Annotated in this window: 20 protein-coding genes; 10 read left to right on the forward strand and 10 right to left on the reverse strand. The window is 69.8% G+C overall.

Annotated features, from left to right (window positions below):
- Window positions 1-53: 53 nt before the first annotated feature.
- The 7 genes from OHA73_RS34795 to OHA73_RS34825 all read right to left on the reverse strand — a co-directional run bounded on the left by OHA73_RS34795 (window position 54) and on the right by OHA73_RS34825 (window position 7,879).
- Window positions 54-557 (reverse strand): 2,4'-dihydroxyacetophenone dioxygenase family protein, encoded by a 504-nt coding sequence (locus OHA73_RS34795; protein WP_327657054.1) that lies wholly within the window; start codon window positions 555-557, stop codon window positions 54-56.
- Window positions 558-601: 44 nt separating this feature from the next.
- A complete protein-coding gene (locus OHA73_RS34800) occupies window positions 602-1,330 on the reverse strand; it encodes an SDR family NAD(P)-dependent oxidoreductase (protein WP_327657055.1) in 729 nt (242 codons plus the stop codon).
- Window positions 1,331-1,473: 143 nt separating this feature from the next.
- On the reverse strand, window positions 1,474-2,622 hold the full coding sequence (dgoD, locus tag OHA73_RS34805) for a galactonate dehydratase (protein WP_327657056.1): 1,149 nt from the start codon (window positions 2,620-2,622) through the stop codon (window positions 1,474-1,476).
- A gap of 31 nt (window positions 2,623-2,653) precedes the next feature.
- Complete coding sequence (locus tag OHA73_RS34810) at window positions 2,654-3,553, reverse strand: carbohydrate ABC transporter permease (RefSeq protein WP_403991931.1); 900 nt, start codon at window positions 3,551-3,553, stop codon at window positions 2,654-2,656.
- The gene (locus OHA73_RS34815; protein ID WP_327657057.1) at window positions 3,550-4,536 is read right to left on the reverse strand and encodes a carbohydrate ABC transporter permease; all 987 of its coding nucleotides are present in this window, start codon (window positions 4,534-4,536) and stop codon (window positions 3,550-3,552) included. The genes OHA73_RS34810 and OHA73_RS34815 overlap by 4 nt, the downstream gene beginning before the upstream one ends.
- A gap of 10 nt (window positions 4,537-4,546) precedes the next feature.
- Window positions 4,547-5,878: an ABC transporter substrate-binding protein gene (locus OHA73_RS34820; RefSeq protein ID WP_327657058.1), complete on the reverse strand. Its 1,332-nt coding sequence runs from the start codon at window positions 5,876-5,878 to the stop codon at window positions 4,547-4,549.
- Between the two features lie 12 nt (window positions 5,879-5,890).
- Window positions 5,891-7,879: a beta-galactosidase gene (locus tag OHA73_RS34825; protein WP_327657059.1), complete on the reverse strand. Its 1,989-nt coding sequence runs from the start codon at window positions 7,877-7,879 to the stop codon at window positions 5,891-5,893.
- A 160-nt stretch (window positions 7,880-8,039) separates the two neighbouring features.
- Between OHA73_RS34825 and OHA73_RS34830 the strand changes: the two genes are divergently transcribed.
- From OHA73_RS34830 to OHA73_RS34855, 6 genes are all read left to right on the forward strand, one after another.
- Window positions 8,040-8,807: an SDR family NAD(P)-dependent oxidoreductase gene (locus tag OHA73_RS34830; RefSeq protein WP_327657060.1), complete on the forward strand. Its 768-nt coding sequence runs from the start codon at window positions 8,040-8,042 to the stop codon at window positions 8,805-8,807.
- An 82-nt stretch (window positions 8,808-8,889) separates the two neighbouring features.
- Entirely contained in the window at window positions 8,890-9,621 is a 732-nt protein-coding gene (locus OHA73_RS34835) for a FadR/GntR family transcriptional regulator (protein ID WP_327657061.1), read from the forward strand.
- 213 nt (window positions 9,622-9,834) lie between these two features.
- On the forward strand, window positions 9,835-11,070 hold the full coding sequence (locus tag OHA73_RS34840; protein ID WP_327657062.1) for an ABC transporter substrate-binding protein: 1,236 nt from the start codon (window positions 9,835-9,837) through the stop codon (window positions 11,068-11,070).
- 54 nt (window positions 11,071-11,124) lie between these two features.
- Window positions 11,125-12,063: a carbohydrate ABC transporter permease gene (locus OHA73_RS34845; RefSeq protein WP_267068525.1), complete on the forward strand. Its 939-nt coding sequence runs from the start codon at window positions 11,125-11,127 to the stop codon at window positions 12,061-12,063.
- The gene (locus OHA73_RS34850) at window positions 12,060-12,947 is read left to right on the forward strand and encodes a carbohydrate ABC transporter permease (RefSeq protein WP_267068524.1); all 888 of its coding nucleotides are present in this window, start codon (window positions 12,060-12,062) and stop codon (window positions 12,945-12,947) included. The genes OHA73_RS34845 and OHA73_RS34850 overlap by 4 nt, the downstream gene beginning before the upstream one ends.
- A 3-nt stretch (window positions 12,948-12,950) precedes the next feature.
- Complete coding sequence (locus tag OHA73_RS34855) at window positions 12,951-14,651, forward strand: hypothetical protein (protein ID WP_327657063.1); 1,701 nt, start codon at window positions 12,951-12,953, stop codon at window positions 14,649-14,651.
- A 12-nt stretch (window positions 14,652-14,663) separates the two neighbouring features.
- Here the strand turns inward: OHA73_RS34855 and kdgD are convergent, their stop codons facing one another.
- Together kdgD and OHA73_RS34865 are read right to left on the reverse strand one after the other, a co-directional pair.
- Window positions 14,664-15,578 (reverse strand): 5-dehydro-4-deoxyglucarate dehydratase, encoded by a 915-nt coding sequence (gene kdgD, locus OHA73_RS34860; RefSeq protein WP_327657064.1) that lies wholly within the window; start codon window positions 15,576-15,578, stop codon window positions 14,664-14,666.
- 205 nt (window positions 15,579-15,783) lie between these two features.
- Window positions 15,784-16,962 carry an L-talarate/galactarate dehydratase gene (locus OHA73_RS34865; RefSeq protein WP_443063158.1) on the reverse strand — a complete coding sequence of 393 codons (1,179 nt, stop codon included), beginning with the start codon at window positions 16,960-16,962 and terminating at the stop codon, window positions 15,784-15,786.
- Between the two features lie 109 nt (window positions 16,963-17,071).
- Between OHA73_RS34865 and OHA73_RS34870 the strand changes: the two genes are divergently transcribed.
- Window positions 17,072-17,947, forward strand: a complete 876-nt coding sequence (locus tag OHA73_RS34870) for a LysR substrate-binding domain-containing protein (RefSeq protein ID WP_266715578.1) — start codon at window positions 17,072-17,074, stop codon at window positions 17,945-17,947.
- A 134-nt stretch (window positions 17,948-18,081) separates the two neighbouring features.
- Window positions 18,082-18,504, forward strand: a complete 423-nt coding sequence (locus OHA73_RS34875; protein ID WP_266715580.1) for a PPOX class F420-dependent oxidoreductase — start codon at window positions 18,082-18,084, stop codon at window positions 18,502-18,504.
- Window positions 18,505-18,527: 23 nt separating this feature from the next.
- Here OHA73_RS34875 and OHA73_RS34880 read toward each other — a convergent pair whose 3' ends face one another.
- The gene (locus tag OHA73_RS34880; RefSeq protein ID WP_327657066.1) at window positions 18,528-19,583 is read right to left on the reverse strand and encodes a lipoate--protein ligase family protein; all 1,056 of its coding nucleotides are present in this window, start codon (window positions 19,581-19,583) and stop codon (window positions 18,528-18,530) included.
- Window positions 19,584-19,803: 220 nt separating this feature from the next.
- Between OHA73_RS34880 and OHA73_RS34885 the strand changes: the two genes are divergently transcribed.
- Complete coding sequence (locus OHA73_RS34885; RefSeq protein WP_327657067.1) at window positions 19,804-20,604, forward strand: SDR family NAD(P)-dependent oxidoreductase; 801 nt, start codon at window positions 19,804-19,806, stop codon at window positions 20,602-20,604.
- 179 nt (window positions 20,605-20,783) lie between these two features.
- Window positions 20,784-23,918: a glycoside hydrolase family 2 TIM barrel-domain containing protein gene (locus OHA73_RS34890; RefSeq protein WP_327657068.1), complete on the forward strand. Its 3,135-nt coding sequence runs from the start codon at window positions 20,784-20,786 to the stop codon at window positions 23,916-23,918.
- The last annotated feature ends 46 nt before the right edge of the window (window positions 23,919-23,964 follow it).

The following is a 23,964-nucleotide window of genomic DNA, read 5'->3' on the forward strand; positions in this document are numbered from 1 at the left end:
GAGCCGTCAAAAGAATGGTGCGTGATCACCTCATCCGCCGCCCTTCCCGGACATCAGCGGATGAACTGGTCCACGTACTCGGCTCCGAGCCCGACCTTGTCGTAGTGCTCCCGGCACATCTCGATCTTCGTGAAGGTGTCCTCGTAGCCGATCTGGACACCGTCCTCGTCGACGTACGCCATCGCGCCGGTGATGTTGAAGAACGTGATCATCTCGGCGCAGTCCTCGGGCACGGCGAGCGTGTGGATCTCGCCGGGCGGCTCGTAGACGAAGTGGCCCGCCTCGGCGACCCACTCGTGCTCGTAGTAGTGCCACTTGCCCTTGATGACATAGCCGAAGACGACTCCGGGGTGCCGGTGCCGGGACACGATGCCGGCGGCGGTCACCTTCAGCAGGTTGCACCACTGCCCGGTCACCGTGTTGAACATCAGCGGCCGGAACCACACGTTCGGCGCCTGCGGCACCCACACCCGTTCGTCCTCGGGCAGGGCCGCGACGGCGATCTCCGGCGGGACGACGGAGGAGACGGGAATGACCGGGCCTCGACTCTGTGACATGGCGTTACGTTCCTTTCCTCGTAAGGGGGTTGGAGGCGGACGGGTCACGCGGCGAGATAGCCGCCGTCCACCGCGAGCACGGCCCCCGTGATGAACCCGGCGTCCGGGCCCGCGAGGAACGCGACGGCCCCCGCGATCTCGGCGGGTGTGCCCCAACGCCCCATCGGGGTGCGGTCGATGATGCGTCGGCTGTTCTCCGGGTCCTCCTGAAGGTCACGGGTGAGCGGGGTGCGGATCCAGCCGGGCGCCACCGCGTTGACCCGGATCCCCTGGTCGGCCCAGGCGACGGCGAGGGACTTCGTCAGTTGCATCACCCCGCCCTTGCTGGAGCTGTACGCGGGCACCTTGGGGCCGCCGAAGTAGCTCAGCATGGAGGCGACGTTGACGATGCAGCCGCCGGTGTCGGCGAGCGCCTTGCGGGCCGCGACGCAACTGCGCATCGTCCCGGTGAGGTTGACGCCGACGACTTCGGCGAAGACCTCCGGTTTGTACTCCCGGCCGCGGGCGATCACCCCGGCCGCGTTGACCAGCACGTCGAGCCCGTCGAGCCCGTCCAGGAAGGCGCTCAGCGCCTCCGCCCGTGTGACGTCGAGTTCCACGGCCCGTACGGCTGTGGGGAGTTCACCGGCGCACCGGTCCGCGTCGAGACCCGCGACGACGACCTCGTCCCCGTCGGCGGCGAAGCGCCGAGCGATCGCGGCACCGATGCCGCTGGTGCCACCGGTGACCACCACGGTCCGCCCGCCGGGCCCCGCCACCTCGTCCTGGTGCACATGTGCCCCCTTCTGTGTCCGGCTCGGAAGCGATCGCGAGCGCGATCGTTCCGAGTCGACCACGGGGGGTGTTCAGGCGTCAGTTCTCATACGCGGGCAGAATGAGGGCCATTCGGATGCGGGCCCGCTCCGGTACCGAAGTGTCACCACTCCGCGAACGACCCGTCCCGGTGCCGCCACACCGGGTTGTGCCAGCTCGTCGCCGAGTCGTCCGCCGCGCGGACCGCCTTCTCGTCGATCCGTACGCCGAGGCCCGGCAGGGTGGGGCGGGCGAAGTGGCCCTCGTGGAAGCGGAAGACCTCGGGGTCCGCGACGTAGTCGAGGAGTTCGGAGCCGTTGTTGTAGTGGATGCCGATGGACTGTTCCTGGATGAGGAAGTTGGGTGTGCTGAAGGCGAGTTGGAGGCTGGCCGCCAGGGCGATCGGACCCAATGGGCAGTGCGGGGCGACCAGCGCGTCGAAGGTCTCGGCGAGCGAGGCGATGCGCCGCGACTCCGAGATGCCGCCCGCGTGCGAGAGGTCCGGCTGGACGACCGCCACCCCCGACTGGAGCGCCGGGAGCACCTCCGTACGGGAGTACAGCCGCTCGCCCGTCGCGACCGGCGTCGTCGTCGACTCCACCACACGCCCGATGCGGTGCGTGTACTCGGGCAGGACCGGCTCCTCGACGAACATCGGGCCGTACGGTTCGAGGGCCGCCGCCGCGCGGACCGCGCCCGCCACCGTGAACCGGCCGTGGAAGTCGACCGCGAAGTCCCCATCAGAGCCCAGGACTTCGCGGGCCACCGAGGCGCGGGTCGCCATCGCTTCGAGGTCGGCGACCGTCGGCAGGCGGTCGGTGCGGCCCGAACCGTTCATCTTGACCGCCGTGAAACCGGCCGCCGCCTGCTCGGCGATCTGGTCGCGCAGCTCGGCCGGTTCGTCGCCGCCCACCCAGCAGTAGGCGCGCACCCGTTCACGTACAGGACCGCCCAGGAGCTGGTGCACGGGCGCGTCGTACGCCTGGCCCGCGATGTCCCACAGCGCCTGATCGAGGCCCGCGACGGCGCTGGAGAGGACCGGGCCGCCCCGGTAGAACGAGCCCTTGGTCATCAGCTGCCAGTGGTCCTCGACGCGCAGCGGGTCCGCGCCGACGAGGAACTGGTCGGCGAGTTCGTGGACGGCCGCGCGGACGGTGTCGGCGCGGCCCTCCACCACGGGCTCGCCCCAGCCGACGAGACCGTCGTCCGTCTCGATCCGGCACATCAGCCAGCGCGGCGGGACGGCGAAGGTCTCGACTCGGTTGATTTTCAAGCCAGTTGCTCCCTTGCGGTGTGGCGCCGGGTCACTCCTTGACGCTTCCCTCGGTCAGACCCGTCCGCCAGAAGCGCTGGAGGACGAGCATCGCGAAGGCCAGCGGGATGACGGAGACGAAGGCACCGCCGATGGTGTACTGCGTCAGCTCCGGGACCCGGTCGGCGGCCTGCTGCCAGGTGACGAGGCCGAGCGTGATCGGGTACTTCCGGTCGTCGGAGAGCATCACCAACGGCAGGAAGTAGTTGTTCCAGATGTGCACGAACTGGAAGAGGAAGACCGTGACGAGCGCCGGCGTCATGATGCGAAGCACCAGCGTCGCGAAGATCCGCTCCTCGCCCGCGCCGTCCACCCGCGCCGCCTCCAGGAGCGAGTCGGGGATGGACGCCTCCGCGTAGATCCGGCAGAGGTAGACGCCGAAGGGCGAGACGATGCTGGGGATCAGGACGGCCCAGTACGTGTCCGTCAGGTGCAGCTTGCTGAAGAGCAGGTACAGGGGGAGCGCCAGGGCCGTCGACGGGAGCAGCACGCCCGCCAGGACGAACTTGAACACCGCCTCGCGGCCCCGGAATTGGTACTTCGCGAGGGCGAAGCCGGCCGCCGCGGAGAACAGCGTCGCGAGCACCGCGCCCACCCCCGCGTACAGCAGGGAGTTCAGCGCCCACTGGAGATAGATGTGGCGGTCGTACGCGAAGACGTTGCCCAGGTTGTGCAGCAGCTGCGGGTTGTCGAACCAGAAGCCGAAGGAGCCGTAGAGGCTGTCGTTGTTCTTCGTCGTGGCGACGATCAGCCAATACACGGGGACGAGGAAGTAGATCGCGGCGATCGTGAGGACCGCGACCAGCACGATCCGGCCCGGCGTGAGGCGCCGTGGCCTGCGCGCCGGTGCCACGGGTGTGGCGGGGGGAGTCTTGACGTCGACAGCGGTCACCGCTCGCTCCTTTGCTTGCGGGTGACGAGGCTCAGGAAGCCGAAGGACAGGACCATCGCGACCACCGCGAGGATCACGGACTTGGCCGCCGCCACATAGATGTTGGCGTTGGAGAAGGCGTCGAAGTACGCGCTGAGGTTCGGCGTGTAGTCGGGGATGACGGCCGGCGCGATCTTCTTCAGGACCAGCGGCTCCGCGAACAGCTGCATCGTGCCGATGATGGAGAACACGCAGGTGAGGATGAGGGCCGGGCGGACGAGCGGGATCTTGAGGCGCAGCGCGATCTGCCAGGGGCCCGCCCCGTCGATCCTCGCCGCCTCGTACAGCTCCTGCGGGACGGACTTCAGCTGGGCGACGATGATCAGCATGTTGTAGCCGGCGAACTCCCAGATCACGATGTTCGCGATGGACCACAGCACGGTGTCGGGGCCGAGGAAGTCCGGCTGGAAGCCCAGGTCGCCGAGCATTTCGGTGATCGGGCTGATGCCGGGGACGTACAGGAAGCCCCACAGGATCGTCGCGATGACGCCGGGGATGCCGTACGGGAGGAAGTACGTCGCCCGCATCAGGCCGGCCCAGCGGTCGGATATCTGGTCGAGCAGCAGCGCGAGGACGAGCGAGAGCAGCAGCATCACCGGGACCTGCACGATGCCGAAGAGCAGCACCCGGCCGAAGCCCTCCAGGAAGGCGTCCTGCTGGAGAGCGATGGCGTAATTGTCGAGGCCGCCGAAGACGACCTTGGGGGCGCCGAGCCCGAGCGGTCCCGAACGCTCGACCTTCAGCAGGCTCTGGTAGATCGCGTAGAACACCGGGATGATCATCGCGAACAGATAGACCGCGAGGAACGGGCCGAGGAACAGCCACGCCTTGCGGTCGGGCCTGGCGCGGCGGGTGCGCCGGCGGCCGGTGGCCTTCGGGGGCGCGGTCGGGCGCGCGGAGTCGCCGGCGCCGGGCTGCGCGGACTTCACGGACGATGTCGTCATCGTGCGCTCCTCATCGTGCGCTCCTCGCCTTGAGTCCCTTGGCCTTGAGGTCGTCGACGAACTTGGTCTGCGCGTCCTTCAGCGCGTCCACGAACGAGCCCTTGCCCACGAGGGCGAGCGCCAGGTTGTCCTGGATGTGCGTGAAGGACTGCGTGGTGGTCGGCGCGTACCGCCAGGACGTGTCGACGTTGCGGTCGGAGACCTGGAAGACCTCGTTGTAGCGCTGGCCGCTGAAGAACGGGTCGGGCTTACCCAGCGGCGATTTCGGCAGGTCGATCTTGGCGGCGGGCCAGCCGTACCCGGCCTCGATCAGCAGCTTCATGCTGTCCGGGTTCGTGTTCAGCCAGTGCGCCACCTTCAGCGCCTCGACCGGGTGCTGGGAGCCCTGGAGGACCGCGGTGGAGGAGCCGCCCCAGTTGGAGGAGGCGTGCGCGCCCGCCTCCCACTGCGGCAGTTCGGACACCGCCCACTTGCCCTTGGTGCGCGGGGCGTTGCCGCGGATCAGCGCGTCGTACCACTGCGCGCCCGGCCAGGTCACCAGCTCCCCGGTCTGCAGCGCCTTGTAGAAGGCGCTCTGCGCGTCCTGCGTCTGGAGCACGAAGCGGTCGCGCACCATGCCGTCCCAGTAGTCGGCGACCTCGAGGGACTCCGGGGAAGTCAGGTCGACGATCCAGGTGTCACCTTCGGTGCGCACCCAGTGGGCGCCGCGCTGCCAGGGGAAGCTGGCGAACCACTGGGCGTTGGAGGGCGGGAAGGCCGTGATGTACGAGCCCCGCTTCTTGGCCTTCTTCGCGGCGGCGCGGTACTCGTCCCAGGTTTTGGGGGCCTCGATGTCCCACTTCTCCAGGACGTCCTTGCGGTAGAAGAGACCCATGGGGCCCGAGGCCTGCGGGATCGCGTACGTGCCGCCCGAGAAGACGCCCTGCTTCCACTGCCAGTCGACGTAACTGTCCTTGAGCTTGTCCGCGCCGTACTCGCTCAGGTTCGTCAGGCCGCCCTCGAGCATGAACTCGGGCAGCGCGTAGTACTCGACCTGGGCGAGGTCCGGCGGGTTGCCGGCCTTCACGGCGGCGTGCATCTTCTGGTAGCCGCCGGAGGTGTTGGCGGGCACCATCTGGGCGACGACCTGGATGTCCGGGTTGCGCTTGTTCCACAGCGCGACCGCCTTCTGCAGCGGGACCCAGGTCCAGAGCCTGAGGGTGACCTTCTGGCCCGGCTTGCGGCCGTGGTCCTTCGTCATGCGGGCGGCGCCGGCGGATTCACCGCAGGCCGCGAGGGCGGGGGCCGCGGCTGCGGCGGTGGCCCACGTGAGGACCTTTCGGCGGGTGGTTGGTTGGGGCATCTGACCTCCTTGTCAGTGCAACGTCTGGGCCTGGAGCACGGCGACGCCGTACGCCGGTAGAGACACGCTGGTGGTGGGCTCCGGCTCGGCGGTGAGGCGGTCCCGCATGGGGGTCGGAAGAGAGACCTCTGCCTCGTTTTCACCGTGGTTGAGCAGGAACAGGAAGTGGCCGGCCGCGCCTTCGCGGACGGTGGCCTGTACCTGCTCGGGCAGGTCCGGCAGGACGGGGGTGACTCCGGCCTCCGTGCGCACCCGGTCCAACAGGGCCCGCAGCGCGGACGGTTCGAGGCGGGTGCCGAGGTACCAGGCGGTGCCGTCGCCATACGTGTGGCGGGTGACGGCGGGGCGGCCCGTGAGCTCGCCGTCCTCGAAGACGGCGACGGCTTCGGCGCCCTCCAGGTCGATGGCCTCGGACCACAGATCGGCGCGTCCGGTCAACTCACCGCTCACCGTGAGGTGTTGGCCCTCGTCGAGCGGCCAGAACTCCTCCGTGCGGATGCCGAGCAGTCGCCGCAAGTGGGCGGGGTACCCGCCGAGTTCGACCCGGTCGCAGTCGTCGACGATGCCGGAAAAGAACGACACGACGAGATGTCCGCCGCCCTCGACGTACTCCGCGAGCCGCTCGGCGTTCTCCTGGCTGAGCAGATACAGGTTCGGCACGACGACGAGCTTGTACGAGGAGAGGTCGCGGTCCGGCGGGACGACGTCGCACGGCACACCCGCGTCGAACAGGGCGCGGTGGTGCGCGAGGTTGATCTCGGTCTGGTTCAGGGCCGTGGAGGGATGCGAGTCCAGCTCGAGGGCCCACCAGCTGTTCCAGTCGGTGAGGAGCGCGGCGTCGGCGGTCGAACGGGTCCCCGCGATCTCGGGTACCGACGCCAACTCGCGGCCCAGGTCCGACACTTCGCGGAAGATCCGGGTGTCGGTCCCGGCGTGCGGCACCATCGCCGAGTGGTACTTCTCGGCGCCGCCGCGCGACTGGCGCCACTGGAAGTAGAGGACCGCGTCGGCTCCCTGCGCGACGGCCTGCCAGCTCCACAGGCGCATCCGGCCGGGCTGCTTCGGGCTGTTGCGCGGCCGCCAGTTGACCGCGCTGGGCGCCTGCTCCAGGAGCAACCAGGGCTGCCCGCCGCGCGCCGAGCGCATCAGGTCGAAGTTGTACGCGGCGGTGAGATGGGGATCCGGCTCGTACGGATCCTGGTAGTGGTCGAGCGCCATCACGTCCATGTGCTCGGACCAGGCGAAGGCGTCGACCGGCTTGTGGTTCGGCATCAGGTTCGTGGTGATCGGCACGCCCGGTGTGACGCGACGCAGCACGGCCTCCTCGGCGAGGTAGCACTGGCGCAGCGCGTCGTCGCTGAAGCGCCAATAGTCCAGCTGCTGGGCCGGGTTGGCGAAGGTGGGGGCGAGGCGTGGCGGCAGGACCTCGTCGAAGTCGTCGTAGCGCTGCGACCAGAAGGCCGTGGACCAGGCCTCGTTGAGCGCGTCCACGGATCCGTAGCGCTCGCGAAGCCAGCGGCGGAAGTCGGCGGCGGACACGTCGCAGTAGCACTGGCGGGTGTGGCAGCCGTACTCGTTGCCGATGTGCCACGTGTCCAGGGCCGGATGCCCGGCGTAGCGGGTCGCGAGCCGTTCGACGAGGCGGGTGGCGTGCTCGCGGTAGACGGGGCTGGAGGGGCAGTAGTGCTGGCGGCCGCCGGGCCACTTGCGCCGGCCGTCCTCGGTCTCCGGGAGCATCTCCGGGTGCAGCCGCGAGAGCCACGGGGGCGGAGAGGCGGTCATGGTGGCCAGGCAGACCCGGATCCCCGCGTCGGCGAGGTTGTCCATGACGCGGTCGAACCAGTCGAAGTCGTAGGCGCCGGACCGGGGTTCGACCTTGGCCCAGGAGAAGATCCCGGCTGTGACCATGGTGACCCCGGCCTCCTTCATCAGCCGGGTGTCCTCGGCCCAGACCTCCTCGGACCACTGCTCGGGGTTGTAGTCGGCGCCGAAGTGGAGCATCGCACCTCACTCGATCGTCGGGCTGCACGGCTCTGTTCAATCCATTAATTAGGAATTAACGTGGCGGAATATATGAGCGAGGGTGGAGGGGGTCAACCCCCTTGACCAGCCGGACAGTTGACGATCACGTCCCCGATTCACCGGACCCCGGAGGCAGCCAATGACAGCCCCGCGCGCCACCGACCGCTTCGCCGGGCGCACCGCCATCGTGACCGGAGCCGCCGCGGGCATCGGCGCGGCGACCGCGCGGCGGCTCGCCGCGGAGGGCGCCGCCGTCGTGCTCGCCGACATCGACGAGCGGCACGGGGTCGAGGTTGCCAAGGAGATCGAGCGGGACGGTGGTCGCGCCGCGTTCGTGCCCGCCGACGTCGCGCGCGAGGAGGCCTGGCGGGAGGCGCTGACCGCCGCGCACGCCTTCGGGCCCGTCGGGGTCCTGGTCAGTAACGCCGTGAAGATCGAGGTCGCCCCGGCGCACGAGACCTCACCCGAGTCCTGGAACCGCCAGCTGACCATCGGGCTCACGGCGGCGTTCCTCGGCGTGCGGACCTGCCTCGACGACCTGCGCGAGCAGGCGGGCGCGGTCGTCCTGGTCTCGTCCGTGCACGCCCGGCACGGCATCCCGGGCCACCCGGCGTACGCGGCGGCCAAGGGCGGACTGCTCTCGCTCAGCAGCCAACTCGCCGTGGAATACGGCCCGTCGGTGCGGGTCAACACGGTCCTGCCGGGGCCGATCCTGACCGGGGTGTGGGACCGGGTGCCCGAGGAAGAGCGGGCGGCCAGCGTCGCGGAGACCGCGGCCCGCCGCTTCGGCAGCCCCGACGAGGTGGCGTCGGCGATCGCATTCCTCGCATCGCCCGAGGCCTCGTACGTGACCGGGACCAGCCTGGTGGTCGACGGCGGGTGGAGCGTGATGAAGTCCTCGGCGTGAACGGGCGCCGAACACGGGGTGAACTCCCGCTGCCCCGGCGATACTTGGCGGGCCGGGACGTCGAGAGAACAGCAGGTAGGACATGGCGGGGTACGCGCGCCGCGGAGTGCACGGGCAGACCGTGGAGACCATCGCGCACCGGGTGCTGAGCGGCCGGATCGGGGAGGGTGCGACCCTCGACCTCGGCGCGCTCCAGGACGAACTCGGCGTCAGCCTCACCGCGTTGCGGGAGTCCCTGAAGGTGCTCGCCGCGAAGGGCATGGTCGACGCCCGGCAGAAGCGCGGCACCTTCGTGCGGCCCCGCGCGGACTGGCATCTGCTCGACGCGGACGTGCTGCGCTGGCAGTTCGAGACGCTGGACGGCGGCCTCGCGGCGGGCGCGGGCAACCCGCTGCTCGGCGACCTGGACGAGGTGCGCGGCATCGTCGAGCCGGCCGCCGTCCGGCTCGCGGCGCGCCGCCGCACGGAGGCCGATCTGGCCGCGCTCGACGCGGCGTTGGAGGCGATGGGGAAGTCGGGTGGTGAGGGCGGCGCGGCCCACGCGGTCGAGGCGGACCTCGCCTTCCACGGCGCCCTGCTCCGGGCCTCCCACAACGAACTGCTGGAGCGCATGGACCTGGTGATCGCCGCGGGCCTCGCCTACCGCGACCGCCTCGTCCACGGCACGGGCCGCCACCCCAAGGACCCTGTCCCCAGCCACCGCGCCGTCCTCGACGCGGTCCGCGCGCAGGACCCGGACGCGGCGGAGTCGGCGATGCGTACGCTCCTGGACCAGGCGGCGCGGGACCTGGGGCGGATCCGCAAGGGGCAGTGAGCGATTCGGGGCTTCCTTCTCCCCGGCCGCGTCATGTTGTCAGTACAAAGTCCCTGCAGAACCCTTGACGCTAGCAAGCGCTTGCCCTGATCTTTGACCCCGTTGCCGGAGGCTCCACTTCCGGGCGTCCGGGCGGCAGTTGGTCACGTGCGGGACCGGGCGGGCGGAGAAGGGCGGGGAGCCATGCGGGCGGGTCGCAGAAGGACGATGGCCGTGGCCGGGGCGAGCGCGATGGTGCTGCTGCTCAGCAGTTGTGCCTTCGCCGAGAACACCGGGGTGGCGGGCGGCGATCCGAACAAGCTGACCTTCTGGCTGTCCGGCGACACCGCTCAGGGCGGCGGCTTCGCCAAGATGGCCGCCGAGTACACCAAGGAGACCGGCGTCGAGGTCGAGGTCGTCGACATCCCGTACGACGACCTGGTCACCAAGATGCGCAACGCGGCGATGGCGGGCGAACTGCCGGCGCTCGCCCGTGTGCCGGGCATCGACCCGATCTGGTCCGGTGCGCTGATGGACCTCGGGGGCGTGGCGAAGGACCACCACATCAAGAAGGACCTGCTCGCCGCCAACGAGAAGGGCGTGGTGAACGCCCTGCCCACCGACCTCACCGCGGTCGGCCTCTTCGTCAACAAGTCGCTGTTCAAGAAGGCGCACGTCGACTACCCGCGCGACAGCGGCGGTTGGACCTGGGACCAGTTCGTCGCCGCCGTGAAGAAGGTACAGAAGCGCACCGACGCGAAGTACGGCATGGTGATGGACGCCTCCAGCCACCGGCTGCGCTCCTTCATGTACCAGTTCGGGGGCAATGGCTTCCGCGAGGGCAAGGACGGCGAATTCAAGGGCGATGCCGACTCCGTCAAGGCGCTCAAGCGGTTCAAGGAACTCAACGACGGCTCCTTCAGCCCCAAGTCCGTGTGGCTCTCGAACGACGACCCCAACGCCATGTTCAAGTCGGGCCGCGTCGTCGCGTACTACTCCGGGGTCTGGCAGATCGCCGACTTCGCCAAGAACATCAAGAACTTCGACTGGGACTCGGCGCTCATGCCGCACCAGCCCGTGCGGACCACCAACCTCGGCACCAACTACCTCGTCGGCTTCGACGGCCCGGCCGCCAAGAAGTCCGAGCGGTTCGTGAACTGGCTCTACAGCAAGAAGAACTACCGCAAGCTGTGCGAGACCTCAGGCTTCCTGCCGGTCGAGGACGGCGTGCAGGTCCGCTACGCCGCGCGCCAGCGCGACTTCGACCTCTACAACAGGATCATCGATGAGGCCGGTCCCCTCGGGCCCGCCCAGATCAAGGACTCGCTGCGGCAGGCCTACGCGGGCCATGTCACCGAGGGCGATCCGCTGCACGACGAGACGGTCAAGTATCTGGGCGGTTCCCAGAGCCTGGACGCGACGGTCGGTGCCATCGAGAAGCAGCTGAACGAACAGCTCGGCGACGGCTGACCCGCCACCCACCACCGAAGCCCTGGCCATTCCCGAAGACCGAGGTCGACGACGATGACGATCACCGCGGCCACCCGCCGCACCTCCACGCAGCCCGCCGCCGCGGCCCCACCCGGCCGACGCCCACGGCGCCGCCACCGCTGGGCCCCCGTGGCCTTCGCGTCGGTGAACATCGTGATGTTCCTGCTCTTCTTCCTGTGGCCCGGCGCACTCGGCCTGCTCTACTCGTTCACCGACTACCGGGGCCTCGGCAAACCCGACTTCGTCGGCCTGGACAACTACACGACCCTGTTCGCCGACTCCAACTTCTACTCCGCGCTGACCAGGACCGGGCTGTACGTGGTCCTCTCCGTGCCACTCGTCTACGTACTGTCGCTCGCGGTGGCGGTACTCCTGGTCAACCGGTACGCGCGCGGGGCCACGCTCGCCAAGACCATCTTCTTCCTGCCGTGGCTGATCTCCCCGATCGTCACCGGCGTGGTGTGGCGCTGGCTGTTCGGCGAGGACTTCGGGTTCATCAACTTCGTCCTCGGACAGCTCGGCCTCGGCGGCGCCAAGTGGTCCTCCGACCCGAACCTCGCGCTCATGGTCATGGTGGTCGCCACCGCCTGGGGCGGCACCGCCTTCAACATGCTGCTGTTCATCGCCGCGCTGCGGAACGTGCCGAAGTCGTACTACGAGGCCGCCGCCCTGGACGGCGCGAACGCCTGGCAGCGCTTCCGGCACATCACCCTGCCGTCGATCGCCCCGACCTCCTTCATGGTCGTCCTGCTCGCCACGCTGAACTCGGTGAAGGAGTTCGGGATGGTCCAGGCCCTCAACGGCGGCGGCCCCGGCATCGACAACCGGCTGATCGTCCAGTACGTCTACGAGACCGGGTTCAAGTACGCCAAGGTCGGCTACGCCAGCGCCGTCTCCATGGTCCTGATGGCGATCCTCATGGCCATCGCCCTCATCCAGCTCCGCGTCGGAAAGGGGCGTGGCGCCTCGTGAAGCTCCAGGAATCCCAGGAGATCCGGGAAGCCCGGGACATTCGGGAAGGCGCCGAGCCCCGCCGCCAGGCGGCGGCCCGTTCGGTCCTGCCGACGCTCGCCCTCTGGATCCTCGCCCTGCTGTTCGCGTTCCCGGTGCTGTGGTTCGTGCTCAGCGCGTTCAAGCCGGGCAGCGAGCTGTTCAGCACACCGCTGAGCATCCTGCCCGAGCACTGGACCGTGCAGGGCTTCGTCGACGCCTGGAACCGTATCGACTTCAGCCGGTACTTCGGCAACACGCTCGTGGTGGCCACGCTCTCCACGGCGCTCACCGTCGTGGCGAGCGCGGGTACCGGCTACGCCCTCGCGAAGTACCCGGCGCGCTGGCTGAAGGTGTTCTTCGTCTGCGTCCTCGCCACCACGATGCTGCCGACCGAGGTCATCCTCACCCCGTCGTTCACGGTGATCCGCAACCTCGGCCTCTACAACACGCTGACCGGCGTCATCGTCCCGTCGATCATGACGGCGACCGGCATCTTCATGTTCCGCCAGTTCTTCCTGACCGTCCCCGACGAACTCCTGGAGGCAGCCCGCATCGACGGAGCGGGCGAGGCCAGGATCTTCCTCACGATCATGATGCCGCTGGCCCGGCCCATCGCGATCACGCTGGCGATCTTCTCCTTCCAGTGGCGCTGGAACGACTACATCTGGCCGCTGATCGTGCTCGGCGACCCCAAACAGTTCACGCTGCAGGTCGCGCTGCGCGGCCTGGTGGGCGCCGAGAACATCGACTGGCCGACGCTGCTCGCCGCGTCCGTCATCTCCATCGTGCCGCTCCTCGTGATGTTCCTGGTGTTCCAGCGGTACGTGATGAGCGCCGACCTCGACGCCGGCCTGAAGGACTGACACATGGACAGGGGCATGGACCACGACTTCCTCGCGGCACTCACGGGGCCGCTCGCCGACCGCACAGCCCGACTCGCCTCGCCCGAAGGGCCGCCGCACACGACCCGGCACCGGGCGCTCGCCTCGGACGCCAAGGCGCTCGTGGCGGCGTGGGTGTGGGAGCGGCCCGAAGCGTCCGGCCACGTGACAGTCGCTCTGCAACGTGCCCTGAATCTACGGGAGTTGCAGGGCAAGGACGGGCTCTTCGGCGGCGACAACCTCGCCTCGCCGCCCGACTCCTCGTTCACCATGAACGACGTCTGTCTGCTCACCCAGCTGATCGACACGGTCGCCCGGGAGCGGCAGCCCAGTGAACTCGCCGACCTGCGGGCCGTGTTGACCGACATCCGCGAGGCCGCGACCCCCGCCCTCCTCGTCGGCGGAGTGCACACCCCCAACCACCGCTGGGAGTTGTGCGCGGCCCTGGCCCGGCTGCACCGGCTCGCCCCCGACCCGCGGATCCCCGAACGCATCGACGACTGGCTTGCCGAGGGCATCGATCTGCAGCCGGACGGCATGTACAGCGAACGCAGCCCGCTGTACGCCGCCCACGTCACCAACCCGTCGCTGCTCGCGATCGCCGACGTCCTCGACCGCGACGAACTGCGCGAGCCGGTGCGCCGCAACCTGGCCGCGTTCGCCGCCCTGTACGACGCCGACGGCTGCCTGGAGTCCGTGCACTCGCGGCGCCAGGACCAGCGGGCCCGCTTCTTCGGCGACCGGTTCCTCATGCCGTACCGCGCACTCGCCCTGCGCGCGGACGAGCCGGAGCGCGCCCTGTTCGCCCGGATGGCGCGGACGGTGCAGGAGCACGGCGTGGACGGGGAGACGGCGGCAGACGCGCTTACCGCCGTGCTGATCGACCCGGCGCTCGCGGAACCGCTGCCGTCGCCGTCCAGGCCTGCGGAGCGCACGGAGAGCGTGTTCGCCACCTCGGGGCTCGCCCAACTGCACGATGGTGCACGGACTTTGACCGTCTACGGTGGCGGCGACATCGCCACCACACCCCGCATCGGCTCGGGGATCGCCACCAACCCGACGTTCCTGCGGCTGCGGCAGGGTGCGGCCGTGCTCGAATCGGTGCGGCTGTACGTCGACTTCTTCTCGCTCGGGCCGTTCCGCGCCGAAGGCCTGGAACGCCTCGGCCCCGGCAAGTACCGCCTGGCGAGCGACCGTTCGGCTTCCTTCTACCAGCCGCTGCCGCCGTCGGCCCGCCGCGCGGACGGCGCCTACCCGCTCGGCGACGAGGGCCGGTTCCACGCCGCGATGGACTTCGCGGCCAGGCCCGCCGACACCCATCACCTCACGGTCACGGCCGAGGTGACGGCCACGGCCACGGGTGTCCGTGTCGATTTCGACCTGGACTCGACCCCGACGACGTACGCCCTGGAACTGGCCTTCCGCCCCGGCGGCACGCTCACCGGGACGACGGTGACGGCCGGGCCCGACCGCTGTGTCATCGGCGGGCCCGAGGCGACGTACACGGTCGGCTCCGACATCCTGCGCGTCACCCACACCGCGCCCGCCTGCGACCGCGAGCCGTCCACCGACCCCGGCGAACAGTTCGGCTACCTCGGGGCGAGCGACACCGCGCCGGGCGTGAAGGCGTACATCACGGGCACGACACCAGCGCGGTTCACGCTCACCGTCGATGGGACGGTGTGAGGCGGCGCCGCCTCACACTCGCTTGATCAGCGCCTTCAGCTCGGCGAGTTCGGCCTCGGTCAGGTCCGTGAGTGGCGGGCGGACCGGGCCCGACGGGTGGCCCGTCGCGGTCATGCCCGCCTTGACGATGCTGACCGCGTAGCCGGCCTTGCGGTTGCGGAGTTCCGTGTACGGGAGCACGAAGTCGCGCAGGTGCTTGAGGACGGTGGCGTGGTCCCGGCCGCGGACGGCGGCGTAGAAGTCGAGGGCGAACTCCGGCAGGAAGTTGAAGATGGCCGACGAGTAGGTGGTGACGCCGAGTTCGAGGTACGGGAGGGCGTACATCTCCGCGGTGGGCAGTCCGCCGACGTACGTGAAGCGGTCGCCGAGGCGGGTGTAGATGCGGGTCATGGCGTCGATGTCGCCGACGCCGTCCTTGTAGCCGATCAGGTTCGGGCAGGACTCGGCGACGCGGGCCAGGGTGTCCGCGCTGTACTTGGCGTTGGCCCGGCCGTAGGCGATGACTCCGAGGTTCGTGGCCTTGCAGACCGCCTCGACGTGCTCGGCCAGGCCGTCCTGCGAGGCCTCCGTCAGGTACGGCGGGAAGAGCAACAGGCCGTCGGCGCCCGCTCGTTCGGCCGCCTGCGCGTACTCGATCGCGGTGCGCGTGCCGTACCCGGCCGGGGCGAGGATCGGGGTGCCCTCGGGCGCCGCCTGCACGGCCGCGGTCACCACCTGCTCCGTCTCCGCGGCGGTCAGCGAGAAGAACTCGCCGGTGCCGCCCGCGGCGAAGAGACCGCCGACCTCGTGCTCGGCCAGGCGCTCGATGTTGGCGCGGTAGGCCTGCTCGTCGAACGCGAGGTCCGCGGCCTTGAAGTGGGTGACCGGGAAGGAGAGCAGGCCCGAGCCGATGCGGGCGCCGAGCTCTGACGGGGTGAAGGACGACATGGGTGGTCTGCTCCTGCTGAACGCTGGTGGACGGTGAAGGGGTGGTGTGAGTACGACATTACGAGGCGTCACTCATGCCCGTCCAACACTGTTTTTGCATTCAGTGATACCTGGTCAGCATCAGTGGGTGTTCCGGACATGGCTCTGGCGCGGGTCCCGCGCTGTCCGTCAGCGGGCCCGCGCCAGAGGGTGGGGGAGAGGTGGATTACGGGCGCGCGCCCACCTCGTGCGTGGCGATGGTCCAGGCGCGGGCCTGCTCGCTCAGGGTGATGCCGAGGCCCGGGCGGGACGACAGGTGCATGCGGCCGTCGCTGATCGCCAGGCGCTCGTTGAACAGCGGCTCCAGCCAGTCGAAGTGCTCCACCCACGGCTCGATCGGGTAGGCCGCGGCGAGGTGGAGGTGGATCTCCATCGCGAAGTGCGGGGCCAGCTGCAGGTTGTTGTGCTCGGCGAGGGTGGCCAGCTTGAGGAACTGGGTGATGCCGCCGATGCGCGGGGCGTCGGGCTGGATGATGTCGCAGGCGTTCGCCTTGATCAGCTCGACGTGCTCGGCGACCGACGCGAGCATCTCGCCGGTGGCGACGGACGTGTCGAGCGAGGCGGCGAGCGCGGCGTGGCCCTGCGCGTCGTAGGCGTCGAGCGGCTCCTCGATCCAGACGAGGTTGAACTCCTCCATGGCCCGGCCCATGCGCTGGGCGGTGGGCCGGTCCCACTGCTGGTTGGCGTCGACCATCAGCGGGACGTCGTCGCCGATGTGCTCGCGTACGGCGGTCAGCCGGGCGAGGTCGGCCTTGCGGTCCGGGTTGCCGACCTTGATCTTGATGCCGCCGATGCCGCTGGCCAGGGAGGCGGTGGCGTTGTCGAGGACCTGGTCGGTCGGCGTGTGCAGGAAGCCGCCGGAGGTGTTGTAGCACTGCACCGAGTCGCGGTGGGCGCCGAGCAGCTTGGCGAGCGGCAGGCCGGCCCGCTTGGCCTTGAGGTCCCACAGGGCGATGTCGATCGCGGCGATGGCCTGCGTGGCGACGCCGCTGCGGCCGACGGAGGCGCCGGCCCACACCAGCTTCGTCCACAGGCGGCCGATGTCGCTGGGGTCCTCGCCGATCAGGTTGTCGGCGATCTCCTTGGCGTGTGCGAACTGGGCGGGGCCGCCGGCGCGCTTGGAGTAGCCGAAGCCGATGCCGGAGTGGCCCTCGGTGGTCTCGATCTCCGCGAACAGGAAGGCGACCTCGGTCATCGGCTTCTGCCGGCCGGTGAGCACCTTGGCGTCGCTGATCGGCGTCGCGAGGGGCAGCGTGACGGACGAGAGCTTGATCCAGGCGATGGTGTCGATGGTCGCCTCGCCCTGACGGGAGGCGGCTGAACTGGCTGTGGACGTGCTGGTCACCACTGCGAATCCCTGGGGGTGTGAGCCGTTGGTTCCTGTTGACGCTAAGGTCGGCGATTGATCCACGTCAAACATAGTTTTTGGATGATTCAATACCTGGAGGGCATCGTTGTTCACGCTTGCGCAGCTGGCGAGCTTCGTGGCCGTCGCGGAGGAACTGCACTTCACGCGGGCCGCCGAACGGCTGCGGATGACACAGCCCCCACTCAGCCGGCAGATCCAGCTCCTTGAGCACGAGCTGGACGTGCAGCTCCTCGACCGCACCAACCGCACCGTCCGGCTCACCCCGGCGGGCCGCGCCTTCCTCAACGAGGCACGCACCATCCTGCGGCAGGCCGAGGCGGCCACGCTCGCCGCGCGGCAGGTGTCCACGGGTGAGGCGGGCGCCATCGCCGTCGGCTTCACCGCGGCGAGCGCCTACTCCGCGCTCGGCCCGCTGCTCGACGTGGCCCGGACCTCCATGCCCGGTACGGAGATCGTGCTCCGCGAGAAGGTGACCCGCGACCAGCTGGAGGCCCTCACCGAGGGCTCCCTCGACCTCGGCATGATCCGCCCCTCCAGCACCGGCCCCGACCTGGAGACCCGCTCGACCACCCGCGAGGGGCTGCTCGCCGCGGTGCCGAGCGCGCATCCGCTCGCCGAGGGTGAAGGGCCGCTGCCGATGGGGGAGTTCGACGGGCAGGACGTGCTCATGTACTCGCCGATCGAGGCCCGCTACTTCCACGAACTGCTGGTCAGCATCTTCCGTGAGGCGCGGGTGCGGCCGCGCTTCACGCAGTACCTCAGTCAGGTGCACAGTCTGCTTGCCATGGTGCACGCCGGGTGGGGCATCGCCTTCGTGCCCGAGTCGGCGGCGCAGATGCGGTTCCCGGGTATCGCGTTCCGGCCGTTGGAGCTGTCCGATGCGGCGCCGGTCGAGTTGCATCTGGTGTGGCGGAAGGCGAATGACAATCCGGCGTTGCATGCGCTTCTGCGGTTGCTTTAGGCCGGGATTGTTGCGGTCGGCCGGTCCTACGTCACGGGGCTCTGCCCCGGACCCCGCTGCTCAATCGCCGCAGGGGCTTGATGTGACTAGGGTCGACCGTGTACCCCTCGACGTATGACGTAACAGGAGGAACCGTGTCCAAGCCCCCACTGTCCGCAGAAGCCGTCGCCATGCTCGAGCAAGCGAACCCGGCCACCGTCGCCACGCTCCGTTCGGACGGGGCGCCCGTGTCCGCGGCGACCTGGTACCTCTGGGAGGACGGCCGGGTGCTGCTCAACATGGACGAGGGGCGGGTCCGCCTCGGGCACCTGCGCCGTGACCCGCGGCTCACCCTCACCGTCCTCGACAAGGACAGCTGGTACACGCACATCACCCTCATCGGCCGAGCCGTCGACATCCGCGAGGACAAGGGCCTCGCCGACATCGACCGGATCTCCACCCATTACGCGGGCGGCCCCTACCCGGAGCGCGAGCGGGCCCGGTTCACGGCGGTCATGGAGATCGAGCGCTGGCACGGCTGGGGCGAGTTCCGCGACAGCAGCCAGGCGACGGTGTAGCCCCGGGGTCGCCCGGCTGAGGACTACGGGACCCGCGCCGTCCACTCGTCCGTGCCGAACTTGGTGCGTACGAGGTCCTGGGCGCGGGCCAGTTCCTCGTCGGTCACCTTGCCCTCGGTCAGGCCGTACCGGCTGCGGAACGAGTCGATCATGCGGGAGATGACCTCCTCGCGGGGCAGGCCGGTCTGGCGGCGGAGCGGATCGACGCGCTTCTTGGCGCTCTTCGTGCCCTTGTCGGACAGCTTCTCCTTGCCGATGCGCAGCACGTCGACCATCTTGTCGGCGTCGATGTCGTACGACATCGTCACGTGGTGCAGCACCGCGCCCTGCCCGGCCGCGACCCGCTTCTGCGCGGCGCCCGCGACCTTGCCGACGTCCGTGGCGATGTCGTTGAGCGGCTGGTACCAGGCCTTGATGCCCATGTCGGCGAGGGCGCCGAGCACCCAGTCGTCCAGGTAGGCGTAGGAGTCCTGGAAGGAGAGGCCGGAGACCAGGGACTCGGGGACCGCGAGCGAGTACGTGATGGTGGACTTCGGCTCCGCGAACATGGCGCCGCCGCCGGAGACACGGCGGACGACGGTCACCCCGTGCCGCTCGACGCCCTCCGGGTCGACCTCGTTGCGCAGCGACTGGAAGCTGCCGATGATCACCGCGGGCCGGTCCCACTCCCACACGCGCAGCGTCGGCGGCCGCTGCCCGAGCGCGACCTGCTCCACCATCACCTCGTCGAGCGCCATGTGCAGGACGGGGGACTGGGGCGCGTCGTGGACGAGCTGCCAGTCGTAGTCCCGCCAGTCCGTGGCCTGGGCGAGCGCGCGGCGCACGGCGGTGGCGACGCCCTCGGTCGTCAGGCCGAGCATCACCGTGCCGGCCGGCAGTCCCGCGTCGATCCGGGCGGCGAGGGTGGCGGTGTCGGCGTCGGCCGGGGCGCCTTCGAGCGCGGCGTTGATCGCGAGGAGCGCGTCGTCCGGTTCGAGGAAGAAGTCGCCCGCCACCCGGACCTGGCGCAGCACGCCGTCCGCCACGTCCACGTCGACGACGACGAGCTTGCCGCCGGGGATCTTGTACTCGCCGTGCACGGTGTGCCGCCTTCCACCAGGTTGTCTGTGTATTTGTCTGTGTATTTGTCGGTGCTTTTTCTGTGCTTTGTCTTGCTCGCGGACAACGCTAACCGGAGTCCGGACATTCCCGGGCACGGGCGGGCCCGCGTCGGCCCCCGTCGGTATTGACACTTCGTCAGATCTCCCGCATCGTCGGCCCGCGCCCGCCCACCGGACCGGCTACCGGAGGAGCTCGTCCATGGACCTCGACGACACCCCAGTGCCCGACTACGGCGCCCTGCACCGGGTCGACGGCCGCACCTTCGTCCTGCTCGGTGCGGGCAACGGCATCGGGCGGCAGACCGCCCACGCGCTCACCTCGGCGGGCGCGTGCGTCTTGTGCGTGGACGTCGACAAGGAGCGGGTGGACGCGGTCGCGGCCCAGACCGGTGGCGTCCCGTACGTGGCGGACGTGACGCGGCGACAGGACATGCGGGAGCTCTTCGCGTACGCGCAACGGGAGTTGGGGCCGGTCGGCGGCGTCGTCGACATCGTCGGCATGGCCCGTTACGAGGCCCTGGACGGGCTCGACGACGACGCGTGGCAGTGGCACTTCGACCTGGTCCTGCGGCACGCCTGGCTCGCCGTTCAGTACGGGGGAGCGGCGGTGGCGGCGGCGGGCGGCGGGCCGCTGGTGTTCGTGGCGTCCGTGTCGGGGCTCACGGCGGCTCCGCTGCACGGCGCGTACGGAGCCGCCAAGGCGGGGCTGATGTCCCTGGTGCGGACGGCTGCCGTCGAGTACGGGCCGCGCGGGGTGCGGGTCAATGCGGTGGCGCCCGGTGTGGTGTGGACGCCGCGGGTCGCGGGGCTGCTCGGGGAGGAGGGGCGTGCTGTCAATGCGGCGAACGCACCGCTCGGCCGTGTCGCCCAGCCCGCCGACATCGCCGCGGCCCTCCTCTTCCTGGCCTCGCCGCTCTCCTCGTACGTGACCGGGCAGACGCTCGTCGTGGATGGCGGCACCGGGGTCAAGTTCCCGTACCCGACGATCGGCGACACGTAAGGGCTTCGGCCCGCCGCCCGTCCCTCCCTGCTGAGGAGTGGCCTGAAGTCTCAGGTGTCACGGGCTCCTCACGCACCTTATTCGGTAAGGCTATTGACTAATCCCCACGCGAAGCCACAAGAATCTGTTGGCTCACGTTTGCTTATGGCGAGTCCTGTTGGCTTCGAGGGGATTTCCGCATGTCTGCTAGTCGTAGATCCGTCAGTCGTAGATCCGTGCTGGCTGCGAGCGCGGCCGCCCCCGTCGTGGGGGCGCTCGCAGCGCCCGCCGCCGGCGCCGCCGAGGGTCGCGCGGGGAACGTCGGGCGCCGCACCGTCGAGCTCGCCGACGGCTGGCGCTTCGCGCTGGTCAGCCCGGACGGCATCACCGATCCGACCGGCGCGTACGCCGACGCCGAGCGGCCCGACTACGACGACGCGAAGTGGCGGAAGGTCGCCGTCCCGCACGACTGGTCCATCGAGCAGACCCCCACCACCGAGCACAACACCACGAGCGGCACGGGCTTCCTCCCCGGCGGACTCGGCTGGTACCGCAAGACGTTCACGGTGCCGAAGGCGTACGCGGGCAAGCGGATCTCCGTCGAGTTCGACGGCGTCTACATGGACGCCAACGTCTACGTGAACGGCGAGCTCGTCACCCACCACCCCTACGGCTACACCGGGTTCGCCCACGACATCACCGACCTGCTGCACGTCGACGGCGCCACCTCCAACCTCCTCGCCGTCGAGGTCCGCAATCGCCTGCCCAGCAGCCGCTGGTACTCCGGCAGCGGCATCTACCGCAGGGCCCGCCTCGTCGTCACCGAACCGGTGCACGTCGAGCGCTGGGGCACGTTCGTCACGACGCCCGACCTCGCCGAGACCCTCAAGAAGGGCTACGCCACCGTCGACGTAAGCACGACCGTCGCCAATGCCTCGGGCGCCGCACGCGACGTGACGGTCCTCTCCACGGTCCGCGACGCGAAGGGCCGCCGCGTGGCGCGCGCCGAGTCGACCCTCGCGGGAGTCGGCAAGGACGGCAAGACGGATCACCTTCAACTACGGATCAACAAGCCGGAGTTGTGGTCCATCGGGACTCCGGGGAACCGCTACACGCTCGTCACCGACCTGCGCGTCGACGGCCGCACCGTCGACACCTACCGCACCCGCTTCGGCCTCCGGCACGCCACCTTCGACCCCGACGAGGGCCTCTCGCTCAACGGCACCCACACGAAGATCAAGGGCGTCGACCTGCACCACGACCTCGGTGCGCTCGGCGCCGCCGTGCAACCCGACGCCGTACGCCGCCAGTTGACCATCATGAAGTCCATGGGCGTCAACGCGCTGCGCACCTCGCACAACCCGCCCGCGCCCGAGGTCATCGAGGCCTGCGAGGACCTCGGCCTGATCATGCTCGTCGAGGCCTTCGACTGCTGGCGCACCGGCAAGAACACCTACGACTACGGCCGCTTCTTCGACGAGCACTCCGACGCCGACATCGCCGAGATGGTGCGCGCCGCCCGCAACTCCCCGGCCGTCCTGATGTGGTCCATCGGCAACGAGATCCCCGACTCCACTCAGACGCAGGGCATCGCCATGGCGGAGCGTCTCATCGCCGACGTCAAGGAACTCGACGGCACCCGCCCGGTCGTCATCGGCTCCGACAAGTACCGCTCGCTGCCCGCCGTGGGCTCGCCCGCCGACAAGATCGTCGCCGGGCTGGACGGCCTCGGCCTCAACTACAACACTGCCGCCTCCGTCGACGCGCTGCACAAGCGCTACCCGCACCTGTTCCTCTTCGAGTCCGAGTCCTCGTCCGAGACATCGAGCCGGGGTACGTACCAGGAGCCGGAACACCTCAACACGGGCGAGAACCACACCCCCGGCAAGCGTGCCACCTCCTCCTACGACAACAACCTCGCCTCCTGGACCATGAGCGGCGAGTACGGCCTGAAGAAGGACCGTGACCGGCGCTTCTTCGCCGGTGAGTTCCTGTGGTCGGGCATCGACTACATCGGCGAACCCACCCCGTACGACGTGTTCCCGGTGAAGGCCTCGTTCTTCGGCGCGGTCGACACGGCCGGCTTCCCGAAGGACATGTACCACCTCTTCCGCAGCCAGTGGGTCGACGAGCCGATGGTGCATCTGCTGCCGATGGACTGGACGACGTACGAGGACGGTCAGGAGGTGGAGGTGTGGGCGTACGCGAACGTCGCCGAGGTCGAGCTTTACCTCAACGGCCGTTCCCTGGGCACCCGTTCCTTCGACGAGAAGAAGACCGTCGACGGCCGCCCGTACCTGGAGACCACGGAGGCCACGCACGACGACAAGACCGTCACGTCCGGCGCCTACCCCGGCAGCTACACCTCGCCGAACGGCAGCGCGGGCAAGCTGCACCTGACATGGAAGGTGCCCTTCGCGGCCGGTGAGCTGAAGGCGGTCGCGCGGCGCGGCGGCAAGACGGTGGCGACGGACGTGCTGCGTACGGCCGGAGCCCCGCATGCCGTGCGTCTGACGGCGGACCGGAAGTCGGTCGCGGCGGACGGGCGGGCCCTCGCCTTCGTCACCGCGGAGGTAGTCGACGCGAAGGGAACCGTCGTCCCCGACGCCGCGCAGCTCCTCGAATTCAGCGTGAAGGGCGGCCACTTGGCGGGCGTCGACAACGGGCAGCAGGAGTCCGCCGAGCGCTACCAGGCCAGCACCCGCACCACGTTCCACGGGCTCGCGCTCGCGATCGTGCGCGCCGGCACCGAGCCGGGTTCCCTCACCGTCACGGCGCGCGCGGACGGACTGCGGCAGGGCAGGGCGACGCTACGCGTCACGGGCCCGGCGGGAGAACCCGTCACCCCGGCCGAGCCCTTCGCCCCCGACCCGGGCCCGGGCGCCACCAAGTACCCGCACGCCGACGCCAGTTACTCGGGTGCCACGAAGACACTCCCCGCCGCGATGCTCGACGGCGACCCGGCCACCCAGTGGTCCAACGCGTTCAGCAAGGACGCCACCGCCCTGCTGCCCGCCTTCAAGGGCGCGCGGCCGGAGGACTGGGTCTCGGTGACCTGGGCCGAGGAACGGCAAGTGGGCCGCATCGAGGCCTCCTTCACGGTCGATGCCACCCACTCCCTGCCCGCCGCGATCGAGGTGGCGGTCGGCGACGGCGACACGTACACCGTCGTGGACGACGCCGACATCGCCTGGGCCAAGGCCTCCGGCGAGCCCACCGTCATCACCTTCGACGCGGTACGAGGACGATCGCTCCGCCTGAAGCTGACCAGCAGCAAGCCCGGGGACGTCACGGGCGCCGTGGGGATCAGCGCGCTGGACGTGGCGCAGTCGTGACACCCCCGCACGGCGTCGATACACCCCCGCACAGCGTCGCTGCACC

This window comes from Streptomyces sp. NBC_00483, assembly GCF_036013745.1.
Taxonomy (GTDB): Bacteria; Actinomycetota; Actinomycetes; order Streptomycetales; family Streptomycetaceae; genus Streptomyces.

Coding starts and splice junctions, on each gene's coding strand:
- OHA73_RS34795 (WP_327657054.1), bottom strand. CDS start 557: ATGTCACAGAGTCGAGGCCCGGTCATTCCCGTCTCCTCCGTCGTCCCG.
- OHA73_RS34830 (WP_327657060.1), top strand. CDS start 8,040: ATGACAGCCCCGCGCGCCACCGACCGCTTCGCCGGGCGCACCGCCATC.
- OHA73_RS34845 (WP_267068525.1), top strand. CDS start 11,125: ATGACGATCACCGCGGCCACCCGCCGCACCTCCACGCAGCCCGCCGCC.
- OHA73_RS34890 (WP_327657068.1), top strand. CDS start 20,784: ATGTCTGCTAGTCGTAGATCCGTCAGTCGTAGATCCGTGCTGGCTGCG.
- OHA73_RS34885 (WP_327657067.1), top strand. CDS start 19,804: ATGGACCTCGACGACACCCCAGTGCCCGACTACGGCGCCCTGCACCGG.
- OHA73_RS34825 (WP_327657059.1), bottom strand. CDS start 7,879: ATGCTCCACTTCGGCGCCGACTACAACCCCGAGCAGTGGTCCGAGGAG.
- OHA73_RS34815 (WP_327657057.1), bottom strand. CDS start 4,536: ATGACGACATCGTCCGTGAAGTCCGCGCAGCCCGGCGCCGGCGACTCC.
- OHA73_RS34855 (WP_327657063.1), top strand. CDS start 12,951: ATGGACAGGGGCATGGACCACGACTTCCTCGCGGCACTCACGGGGCCG.
- OHA73_RS34835 (WP_327657061.1), top strand. CDS start 8,890: ATGGCGGGGTACGCGCGCCGCGGAGTGCACGGGCAGACCGTGGAGACC.
- kdgD (WP_327657064.1), bottom strand. CDS start 15,578: ATGTCGTCCTTCACCCCGTCAGAGCTCGGCGCCCGCATCGGCTCGGGC.
- OHA73_RS34820 (WP_327657058.1), bottom strand. CDS start 5,878: ATGCCCCAACCAACCACCCGCCGAAAGGTCCTCACGTGGGCCACCGCC.